Raw genomic sequence first — 15,034 nt, 5'->3', positions numbered from 1 at the left:
GCGACAGGGAGACAACGGGCATGACGGCGACGGTGGATGTGGAGGGTTTGAAGGGGCGCATGGCCGCCTTCATCCAGAAGCTCCAGGACGACATCTGCGGAGCGCTGGAGGAACTGGACGGCCAGGGCCGCTTCCGCGAGGACGCGTGGAGCCGCCCTGGAGGCGGTGGCGGCCGCAGCCGCGTGTTGGAGGATGGCGCCGTCCTGGAGAAGGCGGGCGTCAACATCTCCATCGTCCATGGCGAATTGGAGGAGGCCTTCGCCAGGAAGCTCCAGGGCGAGGGGCGCACCTTCTGGGCCGGTGGCCTGTCGCTGGTGCTGCACCCGAAGAGCCCGCACGTGCCTACCGTGCACGCCAACTACCGCTTCATCCACCAGGGCGGGCGCGCGTGGTTCGGCGGCGGCGCGGACCTGACGCCGTACTACCTGGACGAAGCGGACGCGGCGCACTTCCACCGCGCGCACAAGGCCGCGTGCGACGCGCACGACCCCACGTACTACCCGCGCTTCAAGGCCGCGTGCGATTCGTACTTCCACCTGCGCCACCGGGGCGAGGCGCGCGGCCTGGGCGGCATCTTCTTCGAGAACATGGGCGGCGACCTGGAGCGCGAGTTCGCGTTCGTGCAGGCGTGCGGCAACAGCTTCATCCCCGCGTACCTGCCCATCGCGCGGAAGCACAAGGACACGCCGGTGACGGAGGAGCAGCGCTACTGGCAGGAGGTGCGCCGGGGCCGCTACGTGGAGTTCAACCTCGTCTACGACCGGGGCACCATCTTCGGCCTGGAGACGCAGGGGCGCACGGAGTCCATCCTCATGTCGCTGCCGCCGCGCGTGCGCTGGCGCTACGACTACCACCCGGAGCCCGGCACGCCCGAAGGCCGGCTGGTGGAGGTGCTGCGCAATCCCCGGGAGTGGGCCTGATGTCCTCGGCTCCGGAGCCCGAGGAGCCCGGCCCCGCGCGCCCCCGCAACCTCGCGGTGCGCCTGGGCGTCGCGGTCACGGTGTTCCTCGCCGTGGCCATGAGCTGCCTGTACATCGCCTACCTGCCCATCATGGGGGCGTCGGGCCGGAGCCGCGCGTCGCCGGAGCGGGTGGCCAATGAGGCCCGCGTCCAGGTGCTGGCCCTGTGCGACGCGGTGCAGGCCTTCCGGGACGAGCACGGCGACTACGTGCCCATCGCGCCCTATCCCGCGCCCGTGCCTCGCCATGGCGAGGGCGTGCCCTTCCCGCAGGACCACGAGGACTTCCACCGCATCGGCTTCGACCCGGGCCCCATCGTTCACCTCCAGTACGAGGTGCGGGCGGAGGAGAGCCCCGTGGGTGAACCCGAGGTGTCCTGCCTCGCCCGCGTGGACGAAGATGGCGACGGCCTCAACGCCGTGTACCGCGTCCGTCTGGATGCCAACGGAATGACCAGCCCCGTGGAGGTGGAGCGCGAGGGGGAGTAGCCCCCCATGCAACTCGGGGTTCTCGTTGTGAGAGAATCCTTCGTGATGGGAAACGTCGGCGACATCCGCGGCCCCCGCGCAGGAGGTCCTCCCGGCTCTGGTGGGCCCCGCTCCGGCGGTGGCTCCTCTGCGCCGACGGGCCCGTCGCCGGCGTCTCCGTTCCGCGATGACGGGATGGAGACCTCCACCCCCACCACCTCGTCCGGCGACCGCACCCGCATCGGCTCCCCGCCCGTGGGACTTCCGCCGGAAGCCGATGGTGGCGCGCCGTTGGAGTCTGGCGCGGAGCCCGGCGAGCCCGGCCTCCCCGGTGGCGAAGGGACGGAGGCCGGCGCCTCTCCGGAGGGTGGTGACGTGGGCCCCCGTTCGGTCCGCGTCGGCATTCCCAACCGGGGCCCTCGCTCCGACGGGACGGGTCGGGCCCCTCGGGCGGACGCCGGCACGGGCTTCGAGTCCTCCGGCGCGGCCACCCAGACGCCCCGGCGCAAGGGCGGCGACGGCTTCCGCACGCCCGGCTCCATCCCCACCACCGCCAGCCCCTACCTGGGCGCGGGCGAGGCGCGCGGGCCGGTGCTGGACGTGGAGTCGCTCATCCCCTCTGACCTGAACGACCTGGAGAGCCACCTCGCGGTGGGCAAGCGCTTCGCGTCGGACGGGGCGCTCCTGTCCGCGCAGGTGCGGCCCTCGTCGCTGCCCTCGTCGGACCGGGTGGCCCGCCTGTGGGCCTTCTTCGCCGCCTACGCGGAGGCCGCCGCGGCGCACCCGCCCGCCGCGGAGGGCAAGGCCGCCTTCGAGCAGGCCCTCAAGGACCAGGGCTTCGCCCACCTCCAGGACGCCCACACCGGGCAGAACGGCGTGGAGGCCGGGATGTGGGTGATGGACGCGCCCACCCCCGAGGAGGCCCGCGAGCGCGCGGACGCCGTCCGGCTGGAGCCCCCTCCCGACGTGCGCCACTCCGAGCAGGCCGCCCCGCTCACCCCCGGCCTCTACCACCCCCTGCCCGGCGCCTTCGTGCGCCGGGACGCCCAGGGGCACCCCCTCCAGAACGACGACCCCCGCGACCGCCATGGCACCGACCGCCGGCTGGGCGGCCGCATGTTCTGGAACGTGCTCCACACCTTCCGGGCCGGGGAGGACACGGAGGACTCCGCCGTCACCCAGGCCCAGTGGGACCGAATGATTTTCGGGGCGGTGCTGGCCATGGTGGGCCTGGCCCTGGCGGCCATCGCGCTCGTCAGCTCCCTCTAGGAGCGACGGGGCGCGTCGAAAGCCTTGGGGTTGGCGCGGCATGTGCTACGGTGCCGCGCACTTGGCCACCGACGACCTCACACTCGTCAAGCGCGTCCGCAGCGGGGACCAGCGCGCCTTCAAGCTCCTCGTCGAGCGTTACCAGCGCAAGGTGTATGCCGTCGCGCTCGGAATGCTGAAGGACAAGGAGGAGGCGATGGACGTCTCTCAAGAGGCGTTCGTCAAGGTCTACAAGTACCTGGACCACTTCAAGGGCGACGCGTCCTTCTACACGTGGCTCTACCGCATCACGTCCAACATCTGCATCGACGTGCTGCGCAAGCGCCGCGGCGGCGGCGAGTCCGTGGAGTTCGACGAGACGCAGGAAGTGGACCTCTCCGAAGCCCGCATCGGCGCGCTGGGCAGCCGCCTGGGGACCAATCCCCAGAAGAGCGCCCTGCGCAAGGAGCTGGCGGAGAAGATCCAGGAGGCCCTGGCCACGGTGCCGGAGAAGCACCGCGCCATCCTCCTGCTGCGCGAAATCGAGGGAATGTCCTACGAGGACCTGGCCCGCACGCTGGACATCCCCAAGGGCACGGTGATGAGCCGGCTCTTCCACGCGCGCGCCAAGGTGCAGAAAATCCTGGGGGATTATCTGGAGCTGGACGAAGCCAAGAGCGGAGTGGGCAACGAATGAGGATGCCAGAAAGGCCTCCTCGAATATCCGTGGGGCCCGTCGCGTCCCACCGACGAATTCCCACCAGCCCGCAGGGTGAAGAGTATGGCCGGAAATCCCGCGTGTGAGCGTTTCGTACCGCTCCTGTCTCCCTACATCGACGGTGAAATCGCTCCTGGGGAGCGCGTCAACGTGGAGCGGCACCTGGCCGCTTGCCGGGATTGCACAGGCCGCGCGGCGGACCTGCGCGCCGAGTCCGGGTTGCTCCGGGTCGGCCTGGACATGGCGGTGGACGACGTCGACTTCAAGGACTTCGCCCAGAAGGTCATGGCCCGGGTGACGCCGGAGAAGCCGCCCCTCATCGAGCGGATGCGGCTGGCCCTGTCGGAGATGTTCCTCTACCAGCGCACGGCGATGATTTCGTCGCTGGCCACCGCCGCGGTGGTGATGCTGGTGGCCCTGCCGCTGGTGCTGCGCGACAACGCGCCGGAGGGCTACGCCGCCGAGCGCATGACGGTGAAGTCCATCCAGTCCTACCAGGGCGCCCGCGTGGCCCCGGTGGTGATGGAGACGGAGGGCGGCGGCTCCATCATCTGGATGGTGGACGAGCAGGAGCAGGCCCCGGAGCCCGTGAAGGAGAAGAAGCCGGGCGCGGTGGAGTCCCAGGATTCGAGCGTGGAGCAGGATGGCCAGGGAGGACAGCCGACGCCGGCTCCGTCCGTCCCGCCCCGGCCCACCGGAGGAGCGCTATGACGAAGCCGACGTGGGCGGTGCTGGCTCTGCTGTTCGCCGTGGGTCTGGTGATGGGGCCGGCGGTCGCCTCCGCCCAGGAGCAGAAGGTGAAGGTGCAGGTGGAGGTGGTGCTGGCCTCCAACAAGGGCACCGCGGTGGAGCCGCCCGAGCTCAACAAGATGAAGGAGGCGTTCCAGAAGCAGAATTTCAGCTTCACCTCCTTCAAGCGCATGTCGCTGGACACCGTGGAGGTGGGCGCCCAGAAGCCCACGGAAGTGAAGCTCCCCAACGGGACGAACGCGTCGCTCCAGCTGCTGGGCATGAAGGACGGCAGCGCCACGCTGCGCGTCATCATCCCGAACCAGTCCTCCGTGGAGGTGGAGCTGGGCCGTCAGGGTGCCGTGTACCAGAAGGCCGGCAAGCACGTGGGTGGCGAGCTCATCCTCGTCCTGGTGCCGCCGTCGAAGTAGCTGTGTAAGTCGTGACGGATGCGCGCCGCCCTCAAGGCAGGCGCCGTCCGCGGAATCCCCACCCTGACGCCTGGATGGCCCCCTTCTCCCCGGGCGGCCCCGCGTCAGGGCCCACCGTCCCTGAATCTTCCCAGGTCCTCGCACATCCACCCCTGCGTGGACGGTGTGCTGTCCCAGCGTCGGATGGCTCCGTCCCCCGCCTGACGTGCGCTGGGGTGCGCATGGCACCGGAGGGCAGGAAAGAGGGCGGATCTACCTGGAGCCGGGCTGAAAGAAAGTCAGTCCTGCCCTGCGAGGCAGGGGTGCTCCAGGGTTTCTTCCCTCGGAAAACGCTGGGTTGAGCGACGGCACGGCAGTTGCTCTTGGGTATGAGGGCAGGACGGGCGGGACGGTGGGCGGGCAGGGCGGCGGGGCGGGACGGGGCAGCACGGGGCGGTACGGGGCAGGGCGGGTCGGGGCAGCAAGGCAGGGCGGTACGGGGCAGGGCGGGTCGGGGCAGCAAAGGCAGGACGGGCGGGACGGGGTCGGGGCAGCAAGGCGGTACGGGGCAGGGCGGGTCGGGGCAGCACGGGGCAGTACGGGCGGGACGGGGTCGGGGCAGCAGAGCAGGACGGGCGGGACGGGGCAGGGGCAGCACGGCAGGACGGGGCGGTACGGGGCGGTACGGCGCATCACGCAGACACTTCATCCTCGGAGAACGAAGACCATGGCGACCAAGACCCAGAAGCAGACCATCCAGCGCAAGGCCCGTCAGATGAAGGCGAAGACGGTGAAGGCCGTGTCCAGCGCCGGCAAGCAGGCGAAGCGCGTGCAGGTGACGCTCGGTGATCTGATCGCCGCGGCCTTCGACACCGTGGGGGGCGAGGCTCGCAAGGTGGCCAGGGTGGTCTCGTCCACCGACATGACGTTGGCGACCGGAAAGCACATTGTGTTCGTGGGGTGATGCTTCCGCCGGCCGGGCGCGGACGACAACAGGGATCCACTCCAGGGCCAGGTGAATGACGTGAAACCCATTCTCAATCCCGGACGCAATTGCTGGACGCGGACGGATACGCATGACGCGGGCGTGCTGGTGGACGCCCGGGACTACTACCGTGAGCTGTACAGGGCCATCCGGAAGGCCCGCCGCTCCATCGTCATCACCGGTTGGCAGTTCGACAGCGATGTGACGTTGCTGCGCGGTGAGGACCTGGAGGAGGCCAAGGGAGGAGAAGTCCGGCTGCTGCCACTGTTGGATGAGATGTGCCGGGAGAACCCGGAGCTGCACGTCTACATCCTCGCGTGGGACTTCAGCATGCTGCTCGCCATGGAGCGCGAGTGGATGCAGAACCTGCTCTTCAACTGGACGACGAACGAGCGGCTGCGCTTCCGCTTCGATTCCTCCAGTCCGCTCTACGGCGCCCATCACCAGAAGCTCGTCGTCATCGACGGCGTGATGGCGTTCACCGGCGGCATGGACGTGTGTGACTGTCGCTGGGACGACCGGGACCACCCCGCGCGCTCGAAGCTGCGCTGCGACTCCGGCCGCGACCCGCACGGGCCGTACCACGACGTGCAGACGGTGCTGACGGGCCCCGCGGTGAAGCCGCTCGCGGAGCTGTTCGAGGCGCGCTGGGCGCACTCGGGCGGAGGCGAGCTCCACCTGGAGCCCGTGAACCGCGACGACATGACTTTCGAAGCGACGATGCCCGCGCCTCCGGGCCCGGTGGCCATCAGCCGCACCTTCGGCAAGACGCTGCTGCCTCCGCAAGCGGAGGTGCAGGAGATCCGCGCGCTGTACGTGGACGCCATCGACGCTGCCGAGCGCTTCATCTACATCGAGAACCAGTACTTCTCCTCACGCGCCATCTACGACGCGCTCGTCAAACGCATGCGCGCGGCCGGGCGGCCCCGGCTCCAGGTGATGCTGGTGCTGCCTCGTCAGCCAGAAGCGCTGCGCGAGCAGATCGCCATGGGCGTGGCCCAGGTGCGCCTGTTGCGCGCGCTGCGCGAGGTGGCCTCCGAAACGGGCCACGGCTTCGCGGTGTACGGCTCCGCGGCGAAGGACGAGGACGGCTCGGACGTCTTCACGTACATCCATTCGAAGGTGCTCATCGTGGATGACACCTTCATGACCATTGGCTCCGCGAACACGACCAACCGCAGCCTGGGGTTGGATTCGGAGCTCAACCTGAGCTGGGAGGCGGAGGCGCCCGGCGACGCTGTGTCGCGCGCCATCCGCCGCGTGCGCGTGTCGCTGATGGCGGAGCAGGCCGGCCTGGCTGGCGTGGCCGCGCTGCGCCCGCTGGTGGACGCGACGCACATGGTGGAGACGTTGGACGGGCTGGCCCACGAGGGACAGCGCCGGCTGCGTCCGCACCCGCTGGAGACGGTGTTCGACCAGAACCCGCTCTTCAAGCCGCTGGAGCCGGAGGAGTTCCTCATCGACCCGGAGGAGTCGGTGCTGGACGAGTCCCTCTTCGAGGCCCTGCACAAGGGCGACGACGGCCTCTTCGCCTCCGGCGTGCGCCTGCTGTCGCGCTGGCTGGTGGGCAAGTCGTGCGAGACGGCCCGGCGGCACAGCGCCATCCTGCCCTGCGCTCCCGCCCAGGAAGAGGGCGGGACGGTGGGGAACTAGCGGCGGGCGAAGTCCACGCCCACGCCCGCGCCCGCGCTCACGCCTTGCACCAGCGTGCCGTCCGGCTGCGGGAAGGTCACCGTGGCGCCGGCGCCCCAGATGTACATGGCGGGCAGCACTCGCTGGCGGAACTCCGCCGCCACCGAGTAGCGGGGCTTGTCGCCCAGGCCCACCACCACCAGGCGCGCGATGCCTCGCGACTCGCCGCCCGGGGTGCTGAAGCTCAGGGACAGGTCACCGTCCGCGCGGCCGAAGGCGGAGTACTCCACGGCGCCGCTGGCCACGACCTCCGGAGAGTCCGGTCCGTCGCCCCGCGCCACGGACAGCTCCAGGTAGCCGGAGAAGTCCTTGGGCACGCGCTGGTCGGCCTGGGGCTCCTCGGAGAGGCCCACGGCGGAGAAGCGCGACAGCTCGTAGCCCGCGCCGAAGTAGCCGAAGCGGAAGCCTCCGCCCTGCCGGCGCCCCTGCGCGGTGACGCTGAGTTGAGTGCCCTTGAAGTTGCCCTCGAACGCGACGCCCAGCATGCCACCCACGTCCTGCGCGCCATCGTTGAGCCGCGCGCCGCCGGCGAGCAGGGCCCACGAGCGCAGCCGCTCGCCCTTGTACATGGCGAACTCGCCGCCCACCGACGCCACCGTGGCCTCCGGCGTCACTCCGCCGGCCTCGCCGAAGTCGTGCGCCGCCGAGGCGCGCACCAGGTAGCGGTCGAAGTTCCCCTCGCTGTCGCTGGCGATGCGGCCGATGTCCAGCAGCAGCTCGCCGGAGAAGATGCGCGCGGCGAGCACGTCGCTGGCCAGCAGCTGCACGCGCGCGGGCCCCGCGGTGAACGACAGCGTGCCGCCCGCCGGGTGGTAGTTCGGGTTGAGCTGGTTGTCGTAGCGGTTCACCAGGTAGCCGCGCCCCAGCGACTCCTCCAGGAACGGCTGCACGCGCAGGCCGAAGCGGCCGGACTCATCGCCAATGCGCAGCAGGCGCACCACCTGGCCGTAGTCGCTGCGCTCGTCCCAGTCCTCGCGCCGCAGCCACGCGCCGTAGTCGTCGTCCTTCTGCTTCGGCTCATTGTCCAGCAGCCGGAAGCGCAGCGGTGCGCCCAGCATGAAGGCGAAGTCCTCGCCTCCATCCACGCCCAGGGACGGGTACGCGTAGCCGAACAGGTCCTGCTCCCCACCTCGCGTCCCGGACGGGAAGCTCAGCGGCCCCACCTCCAGGAGCGCCCGGAAGCCGATTCCCTCCGAGGAACCTCCCGAACTCCCCGACGACTCCGGCGCGGAGTACGTCTCCTGCTGCGCATCATTGGGGACCTCCTCGATGCTGGAGGACTGGGAGTGAAGCAGCGCGATGAGGGCCACGAAGGGAGCACCAGTCATTGGTGCTCACTCTAGTTGGCGCGGCGCGGGCTGGACAGACGAATACCCGGGACGGCCCGTGAGCGGGCTTTCCCGGGTATCCGCCCTCGCGTGGGGCGCGATGACTAATTGGTGGGATCCGGCGTGGCGTCCGTGTCCACCTTGGAGCTGTCCGTGCTGGGGGCGTCCACGTCGCTGTTGAGGGCGCCGGATCCGGTCTCCTCGCTCACGTCGCTCTTGCCGTCGGTGCTCAGGTCGCCGGAGCCGCCGGTGCCCAGGTTGCCCTTCTCACTGGGGTTGCGGTTCTGGTTCACCGCGCCAGCGGGCACCTGCGCGTCGCCCAGGTCGGTGGGCGTGTTCTGCTGGACGTCCCACTTCTGGCCGTCGCCGGTCTTCACGGCTTCGTGCGCGGCGCCAGAGCCACCGGTGGCCTCGCCGTCGTAGACGGTGGGCGCGTCCTTGCGGTCGCGCTTCTCCAGGTCGCTCACGTTGCCCGTCTCACCGGGCAGCTCCGTGGAGCGTGAGGTGTCAGCGGGGTCGATGCTCCCGCTGGTGCCATCCGTGGTGTCCGGGTTGGCGGACGTGGTGCCCGCGCTGCCCGAGCCCCCCACGGCACCAGCTTCCGGTGACGAGGCCTCGCGCGTGGTGGCGTTGTGGCTGGCACAACCGTACAGCGACAGGGCGGCGATCGCCGCGAACAGAGGGAGCTTCATGGGAAATCTCCGTGTGTGTCGGGTTTGAAGTCGGCTGCCAGAAATCTGGTTGCCCTTCCGACAGAGACAAGGACACACACGGTCCTCTGCTACCCGACCCTTACCTGAGCGACCGGGCGAGCGGGCGCTCAGGTGCCGGTTGGCTGACTCAGGCCTTCTTGCGCTTCTTCGACGAGGACGGTCCGGAGTCGGTGTCGGCGGCGTCCGCCTTGCGCTTGTCGCCGACCTGCGCCGTCTCCTTGCTGCTGGACATGGCCTCGCCCTTGTCATCCAGGGTGAAGAGGCGCTCCTTGGTGAGGAGCCGGTCCGGGCCGAAGGTCTGATGCGCCTGGAAGAGGCGCTCGGCGCGCTCCGTGGGCTTGCCCTTCGCGTCCAGCGGCGTGTCGAAGCCGGTGCTGATCTTCGTGTTCTGCGTCCGGTTGCCCAGGCGCAGGTTGCCCGGCGAGTCGAAGGTGTCCTTCAGCACGTCCTTGTAGGCGCCGAAGCGCGTGTCTTGATCAGGCCCCTGCATCGCGGTGAGGGTGTTCTGGAGAGCGCCGTTGCGCTTGCCCTGCACCTGCGCCGGAGTCAGCTCGCCCTGACGCTCGGCGAGCGTGGCGCGCGAGTAGCCCTGCATGCGGCCCACGCCCGCGGCCTGCTGCGCCAGGCCCTGCTGGATCTGCTTCTGGGCCGCGGCCTTCTCCTTGGGAGTGGAGGCCGTGCTCAGCTTCTGGGCCCCTTCGTTCGTGTTCTTCACGCCCTCCTTGAACTGGAGCGTCTCGTGGTTGAGGACGTTCTGGCCGGTGCCGGAGGCGATGACGTGGTTGATGCTGGACGCGGGCGCCTTGTTCTTCGCGCTCCCCGCGACCAGCGCCTCCTGCTCCGTCAGGGGACGCCCGGAGGCCGTCGCCGCCTTCGTGTACGTGGTGTGTGAATCGCTGTACTGGGTCAGGCGGTTCAGCGAGTTCTGCGGAGTCTTCGCCGTGCCGTGCTCGCCGTAGTGCTGGGTGAGCTTCTGCTGCTGCTTCGGGGTCAGGTCTGCGGTGGGGCCGTACTTCACCTGCTCGCCCACCTTCGTGTTGTTGTTGCCGACCTTGAACTGCGTCTGGCTCAGCTTGGGGCCAATGCCTTTCATCTTCGACTGCCTTTCGTTGACGCGCCCGGCCGGAGGGACGGCTGGGTGCGTCATGGGGGAGCGAGGAGACTAGGAAATTAGAGGGTGTCTGTCCCTGCGGGAGATCCCTGATGCCCTCCGAAGACACCCGCTTGACTACGGCTGTAGTCAGGCGTACCTTGCTTTCTGACTACAGCTGTCGTCACGAAGGGCAGGGCGCATGAAGAAGCCGGTGGGAGAGCAGGAGCTGGCGGTGCTGCGGTACGTGGCCGAGCACGGTCCGGCGACGGTGGGCGAGGTGGCCGAGCGCTTCGGTGAGGCGCAGGGCCTGGCGCGCTCCACCATCCTGACGGTGATGGAGCGGCTGCGGCTGAAGGGGCACCTGACCCGTTCGAAGGTGGACGGGGTGTTCCAGTACGCCTCGCCGGTGGCGACGCAAGAGCTGCTGCGCGACGTCGTAGGGAACTTCGTGCAGCGCACGCTCTCCGGGTCCCTGTCGCCGTTCGTGACCTACCTGTCGGAGACAGAGGACGTGTCCGACGAAGAGCTGAAGCAGCTCCAGGACGTCGTGGCGCGCCTGCGCCAGAAGCGGAAGGAGTAAGCCCCGTGATGACGCTCATGACCTCGCCGTGGTGGTCGTCGTGGTCGGAGTCGGTGTGGCGCGCCTCGTGGCAGGGGGCGCTGTGCGCGCTGGCCGTCTGGTTGCTGGCCCGGACGCTGCCGCGCCTGCCCGCTGCCCTGCGCGCCGGACTCTGGTGGCTGGTGGCGCTCAAGTTCGTGCTCACGCTGGGCTTGCCCAGGCCCATGCCGCTGGCGCTGCTGCCCGTGGAGTCCACGACCGCGCAATCCCAGACGGTCCGCGTGGACGGCGCTCAATCCCAGACGCCGGGGCGGACGGTCATGGTGCTCACGGCGCCTGATGCGACCGTGCTCATGCGGGTGTCGCCGCAAGGGCAGACACCGGCTCACGTGGAGGGCCCCTCGGCCGGGGCGCGGGTCACCTCGTTCTTCAAGAGCTCGGTGGCGTCGCTCCGCGCGCATTCGTGGACGGTGGGCGGGGTGTGGGCGCTGCTTGTCCTGTGGGGCGCGGGCGTGGCGTGGAAGGTGCGGGGCCACGTGCTGGCGTGGCGTCAGGTGCAGGGCATGCGGGAGCGCGCGCGGCCCTTGCGTCACCCGGTGCTGGAGGAGGAGGCGGAGTTCCTCGCGAATGAAGCGGGCCTGCGCCGTCCGCCCACGCTGCTCGTGTCGGACGAGGTGGTGAGCCCGCTGGCCGCGGGGCTGGTGTCGCCAGTCATCGTGCTGCCCGCGAAGGCGTTGCGTGATTTGCCGGAGGACTCGCTGCGCATGGCGCTGGCGCATGAAGTGGCGCACCTGCGGCGCGGGGACCTGTGGCTGGGCTGGGTGCCGGCGTTGGCGGAGACGGTCCTCTTCTTCCACCCGCTCGCGCGCCAGGCGGCCCGTGAGTACGCGCTCGCACGGGAAGAGGCGTGTGACGCGGAGGCGCTGCGCCTCACCGGCGCGGAGCCCGCGGACTACGGCGAATTGCTCATCGCCTTTGGCATCACCCGGCCCCCAGGCAGCGCAGCGGCGCTCGGGGCGTCGGCCCACCTTCACGCGCTGCACAGGAGGCTCCGCATGCTGGAACATGTCGACGTCGTCCCCACGCAACCCCGCCGGTGGCTGAAGGGTGCGCTGTTCGCCCTCGGCGCCGTCGTCCTGATGCCCTTCCAGGTCGTCGCCAAGGCGCCCGCGGAGAGCACCACTCCCGCCGCGAAGGACGCGACCCCCGCCCCCGTCCGGGTGGGCACCGTCCGGTACCTGCCCGAGGACGCCGCGCCGGCCCCCCGGCCGACCGTCGCTTCTCGCTCCACCACGACGCCTGCCCCCGATGCGAAGCCCACCGTGATGGAGCACACCGCGAAGGCGCCCGGCACGCCCGCGGATGCACCGCCGTTGCCTCCGCTGCCCGCGCTGCCTCCGCCTACGCCGGGGGCGACGCGGTCCATGCAGCTCACCACGCACGTCCCGCCGTCCGCGCCCGCGCCCATCCCGGCCAATGACAGGCTGGCTCCGGTGCCGCCCGCGCCGCCCGCGCCCCCGGTCGGTGGCAGGCCCACCCCGCCGGTGCCGCCCGCGCCTCCGGTCCGGAGCTCGGTGTCCCCGGTGGCGCCCATGGCCCCCATGCTCGCGGCCGCGCCGCGTCCTCCCGCGCCGCCCGCGCCGCCGCCGGACATGGACATCGAGGACGGCGACACCTTCGCGTATCTCTCCGATGGCCGCACGATGATGGCCGGCAGCACGGACGACCTGTACCTGGCGCGCACCTTCAAGCAGAAGGGCAAGGACCTGCTCTTCGTGCGCCGCGATAACAAGCCCATGCTGATCCGCGACGCGAAGACGCTGGAGCAGGTGCGCAACCTGATGGAGGACGACCGGAAGCTGGGCGATTCGCAGAGCGCGCTCGGTGAGAAGCAGGCGGCCCTGGGCGCGCAGCAGGCCGCGCTGGGCCAGAAGCAGGCGGAGCTGGGCTATCCCATGTCGCAGATCGCCGCGAAGCACGCCGCCATCGCCTCCAAGCGCGCGGAGATCTCCATGGAGCGCGCCCGCCTCCACTCGCTCGCGGACGGCCCCGAGCGCGACCGCAAGGAAGCGGAGCTCGACAAGCGCGACGCGTCCTTCGACCAGGAGCTGGAGGGACTGGACAAGCAGCAGGAGGAGCTCAGCAAGAAGATGGAGGCGCTCGGCGAGGAGCAGGAGAAGCTGGGTGAACAGCAGGCGAAGCTCGGAGAGCAGCAGGGGAAGCTGGGCGAGCAGCATGCGGCGCGCAGCCGCGAGAACATGAAGAAGGTGATGGCCGTCATCGACGAGGCCATCCGCAAGGGCCTGGCCGAGCCTCTGCCCTCCTGAGGACGGAGGGCGCGGCCCCTTGGTGACGGCGCACGCGGGGGTTCCCTATACCGGGACCCGGTGTGAAGCCTGTCTCGGAGGTCGCCATGTCCGCCGCCGTCCCGCAGCACACGTCACGCACCACCATCGACATCCTGGTGCGCCGGGTCCGTGAGGGCTCGAGCGCGTGGGCGAAGCTCCCTCTGCCGGAGCGCATCCGGCTCCTGGAGGACCTGCGCGACGCGTACGTCGCCATCGCGGAGCCGAGCGTGCGCGCGGCCTGCGAGGCGAAGGGAATCGACCCCGGCGGTCCACTCGCGGGTGAGGAGTGGCTCGCCGGGCCCATGGTGGTGGTGCGCAACCTGCGCCTGCTCTCGGACGCGCTGAAGGACATCCAGAAGCACGGCGCGCCCGTCATCCCCGCGAAGCACCTGCGCACGCTGGAGGACGGGCGGCTCGCCGCGCGGCTGTTCCCCCGGGACAGGCTGGAGGGGATGCTCCTGCCCGGCACCACGGGCGAGGTCTACTTCCAGCCCGGCGTCACCGCGGCCAACCTGCGCGAACACCAGGCGTCCTTCTACCGGAAGCCCCACAAGGGCCGGGTCTGCGCGGTGCTGGGCGGCGGCAACGTCAACTCCATCCCGCCCATGGACTGCCTCTACAAGCTCTTCGTCGAGGGCACCGCCTGCGTGCTCAAGATGAACCCCGTCAACGCGTACCTGGGCCCGTTCCTGGAGCAGGCCTTCGCCCCGCTCATCGCGCGCGACGCGCTGGCCATCGTGTACGGCGGCGCGGAGGAGGGCGCGCAGTTGGTCCACCACGACGCGGTGGACGAACTGCACATCACCGGCAGCGACAAGACCCACGACGCGCTCGTGTGGGGCCCGCCCGGCCCTGAGTCCGACGAGCGCCGCCGGAAGAACGAACCGCTGCTCGCGAAGCACGTCTCCAGCGAGCTGGGCAACATCTCCCCCGTGGTGGTGGTGCCGGGGCCGTACTCGGACGGCGAGCTGCGCTTCCAGGCGGACGACATCGCCGGCATGGTCGCCAACAATGCGTCCTTCAACTGCAACGCGGCGAAGCTGCTGGTGCAGCCGAAGGATTGGCTCCAACGCGGCACGCTGATGGACCGCATCCAGGCGAGCCTGGGCCATGCGCCCGTGCGCCGCGCGTACTACCCGGGCGCGCAGGAGCGCTGGCACCAGTTCACGGACGCACGCCCGAACCTGCGGCTGGTGGGCAACCCCGGCGATGGCGACCTGGCCTACGCGCTGATTCCCGACGTGGATCCCTCGAAGACGGATGACCGCGTCTTCCGCAACGAGCCCTGGTGCACGGTGCTGTCTGAGACGGGCCTGCCGGGCTCCGACGAACCGGTGACCTTCCTGGAGGCCGCGGTGGCGTTCCTCAACGAGAAGGTGTGGGGCACGCTGAACGTGACGCTCATCGTCCACCCGAAGACGATGCGGGACCCGAGGGTGCGCGCGGCGGTGGAGAAGGCGGTGCGCGATTTGCGCTACGGCACCGTGGCCCTCAACACGTGGCCCGCGGCGGCGTACGCGCTGGGCAGCATGCCCTGGGGCGGCCATCCGTCCGCGTCGGCCCGGGACATCCAGAGCGGGCAGGGCTGGGTGCACAACACGTTCATGCTGGAGTCCATCGAGAAGGCGGTGTTGCGCGCCCCGCTCACGTCGCTGCCCTCGCCTCCGTGGGTGCCGGGTCACAAGGGCGTGGCGGCGCTGGGCCGCCGGTTGGTGGAATTCGAGCAGTCCCCATCCTGGTGGAAGGTCCCCGGTGTCGCCCTGGCCGCGCTGCGCCGGTAGGGGC

General features: G+C 70.3%; 14 protein-coding genes. 11 read left to right on the top strand and 3 right to left on the bottom strand.

Going from position 1 to position 15,034, the window contains the following annotated elements; all coding sequences use genetic code 11:
- The first annotated feature begins 20 nt into the window (after nt 1-20).
- From hemF to GTZ93_RS21975, 8 genes are all read left to right on the top strand, one after another.
- Nucleotides 21-920 (top strand): oxygen-dependent coproporphyrinogen oxidase, encoded by a 900-nt coding sequence (hemF, locus tag GTZ93_RS22010; RefSeq protein ID WP_120575624.1) that lies wholly within the window; start codon nt 21-23, stop codon nt 918-920.
- Nucleotides 920-1,447, top strand: coding sequence for a hypothetical protein (locus GTZ93_RS22005; RefSeq protein ID WP_180946130.1), 528 nt, complete (start codon nt 920-922; stop codon nt 1,445-1,447). Before hemF ends, GTZ93_RS22005 begins: the two co-directional genes overlap by 1 nt.
- Before the next feature lie 174 nt (nt 1,448-1,621).
- Nucleotides 1,622-2,695 (top strand): Immediate early protein ICP0, encoded by a 1,074-nt coding sequence (locus GTZ93_RS22000; protein ID WP_222595336.1) that lies wholly within the window; start codon nt 1,622-1,624, stop codon nt 2,693-2,695.
- A 61-nt stretch (nt 2,696-2,756) separates the two neighbouring features.
- Nucleotides 2,757-3,371, top strand: coding sequence for an RNA polymerase sigma factor (locus GTZ93_RS21995; RefSeq protein ID WP_180946235.1), 615 nt, complete (start codon nt 2,757-2,759; stop codon nt 3,369-3,371).
- Nucleotides 3,372-3,455: 84 nt separating this feature from the next.
- Nucleotides 3,456-4,103, top strand: coding sequence for an anti-sigma factor family protein (locus GTZ93_RS21990; RefSeq protein ID WP_120598200.1), 648 nt, complete (start codon nt 3,456-3,458; stop codon nt 4,101-4,103).
- Entirely contained in the window at nt 4,100-4,552 is a 453-nt protein-coding gene (locus GTZ93_RS21985; RefSeq protein WP_120575622.1) for a hypothetical protein, read from the top strand. Before GTZ93_RS21990 ends, GTZ93_RS21985 begins: the two co-directional genes overlap by 4 nt.
- Before the next feature lie 706 nt (nt 4,553-5,258).
- Complete coding sequence (locus GTZ93_RS21980) at nt 5,259-5,495, top strand: chaperonin (protein ID WP_120561048.1); 237 nt, start codon at nt 5,259-5,261, stop codon at nt 5,493-5,495.
- Nucleotides 5,496-5,555: 60 nt separating this feature from the next.
- Entirely contained in the window at nt 5,556-7,169 is a 1,614-nt protein-coding gene (locus GTZ93_RS21975; RefSeq protein WP_180946091.1) for a phospholipase D-like domain-containing protein, read from the top strand.
- On the opposite strand, the gene GTZ93_RS21970 is transcribed toward GTZ93_RS21975, so the two are convergent.
- The 3 genes from GTZ93_RS21970 to GTZ93_RS21960 all read right to left on the bottom strand — a co-directional run bounded on the left by GTZ93_RS21970 (nt 7,166) and on the right by GTZ93_RS21960 (nt 10,342).
- Nucleotides 7,166-8,536 (bottom strand): hypothetical protein, encoded by a 1,371-nt coding sequence (locus GTZ93_RS21970; RefSeq protein ID WP_139919456.1) that lies wholly within the window; start codon nt 8,534-8,536, stop codon nt 7,166-7,168. The two genes, GTZ93_RS21975 and GTZ93_RS21970, sit on opposite strands and share 4 nt — an antisense overlap.
- A 104-nt stretch (nt 8,537-8,640) precedes the next feature.
- Entirely contained in the window at nt 8,641-9,228 is a 588-nt protein-coding gene (locus GTZ93_RS21965; RefSeq protein WP_139919457.1) for a hypothetical protein, read from the bottom strand.
- Between the two features lie 148 nt (nt 9,229-9,376).
- Nucleotides 9,377-10,342, bottom strand: coding sequence for a hypothetical protein (locus GTZ93_RS21960; protein WP_139919458.1), 966 nt, complete (start codon nt 10,340-10,342; stop codon nt 9,377-9,379).
- 199 nt (nt 10,343-10,541) lie between these two features.
- Between GTZ93_RS21960 and GTZ93_RS21955 the strand changes: the two genes are divergently transcribed.
- From GTZ93_RS21955 to GTZ93_RS21945, 3 genes are all read left to right on the top strand, one after another.
- Nucleotides 10,542-10,922, top strand: a complete 381-nt coding sequence (locus GTZ93_RS21955) for a BlaI/MecI/CopY family transcriptional regulator (RefSeq protein WP_014400122.1) — start codon at nt 10,542-10,544, stop codon at nt 10,920-10,922.
- Between the two features lie 8 nt (nt 10,923-10,930).
- Nucleotides 10,931-13,228 carry a M56 family metallopeptidase gene (locus tag GTZ93_RS21950; RefSeq protein ID WP_261778732.1) on the top strand — a complete coding sequence of 766 codons (2,298 nt, stop codon included), beginning with the start codon at nt 10,931-10,933 and terminating at the stop codon, nt 13,226-13,228.
- Between the two features lie 86 nt (nt 13,229-13,314).
- Nucleotides 13,315-15,030, top strand: coding sequence for an aldehyde dehydrogenase family protein (locus tag GTZ93_RS21945; protein WP_139919460.1), 1,716 nt, complete (start codon nt 13,315-13,317; stop codon nt 15,028-15,030).
- The last annotated feature ends 4 nt before the right edge of the window (nt 15,031-15,034 follow it).

The organism is Corallococcus exiguus (assembly GCF_009909105.1).
In the GTDB taxonomy this organism is placed as follows: domain Bacteria; phylum Myxococcota; class Myxococcia; order Myxococcales; family Myxococcaceae; genus Corallococcus; species Corallococcus exiguus.
Note: the sequence above shows the minus strand (reverse complement) of the source record. Positions and strands in the feature narration are given on the sequence as shown.

What these genes read in the sequence shown, in the direction of transcription:
- hemF (WP_120575624.1), top strand. Translation starts at nt 21, where the DNA reads ATGACGGCGACGGTGGATGTGGAGGGTTTGAAGGGGCGCATGGCCGCC.
- GTZ93_RS22005 (WP_180946130.1), top strand. Translation starts at nt 920, where the DNA reads ATGTCCTCGGCTCCGGAGCCCGAGGAGCCCGGCCCCGCGCGCCCCCGC.
- GTZ93_RS22000 (WP_222595336.1), top strand. Translation starts at nt 1,622, where the DNA reads ATGGAGACCTCCACCCCCACCACCTCGTCCGGCGACCGCACCCGCATC.
- GTZ93_RS21990 (WP_120598200.1), top strand. Translation starts at nt 3,456, where the DNA reads ATGGCCGGAAATCCCGCGTGTGAGCGTTTCGTACCGCTCCTGTCTCCC.
- GTZ93_RS21985 (WP_120575622.1), top strand. Translation starts at nt 4,100, where the DNA reads ATGACGAAGCCGACGTGGGCGGTGCTGGCTCTGCTGTTCGCCGTGGGT.
- GTZ93_RS21980 (WP_120561048.1), top strand. Translation starts at nt 5,259, where the DNA reads ATGGCGACCAAGACCCAGAAGCAGACCATCCAGCGCAAGGCCCGTCAG.
- GTZ93_RS21970 (WP_139919456.1), bottom strand. Translation starts at nt 8,536, where the DNA reads ATGACTGGTGCTCCCTTCGTGGCCCTCATCGCGCTGCTTCACTCCCAG.
- GTZ93_RS21965 (WP_139919457.1), bottom strand. Translation starts at nt 9,228, where the DNA reads ATGAAGCTCCCTCTGTTCGCGGCGATCGCCGCCCTGTCGCTGTACGGT.
- GTZ93_RS21960 (WP_139919458.1), bottom strand. Translation starts at nt 10,342, where the DNA reads ATGAAAGGCATTGGCCCCAAGCTGAGCCAGACGCAGTTCAAGGTCGGC.
- GTZ93_RS21955 (WP_014400122.1), top strand. Translation starts at nt 10,542, where the DNA reads ATGAAGAAGCCGGTGGGAGAGCAGGAGCTGGCGGTGCTGCGGTACGTG.
- GTZ93_RS21950 (WP_261778732.1), top strand. Translation starts at nt 10,931, where the DNA reads ATGACGCTCATGACCTCGCCGTGGTGGTCGTCGTGGTCGGAGTCGGTG.
- GTZ93_RS21945 (WP_139919460.1), top strand. Translation starts at nt 13,315, where the DNA reads ATGTCCGCCGCCGTCCCGCAGCACACGTCACGCACCACCATCGACATC.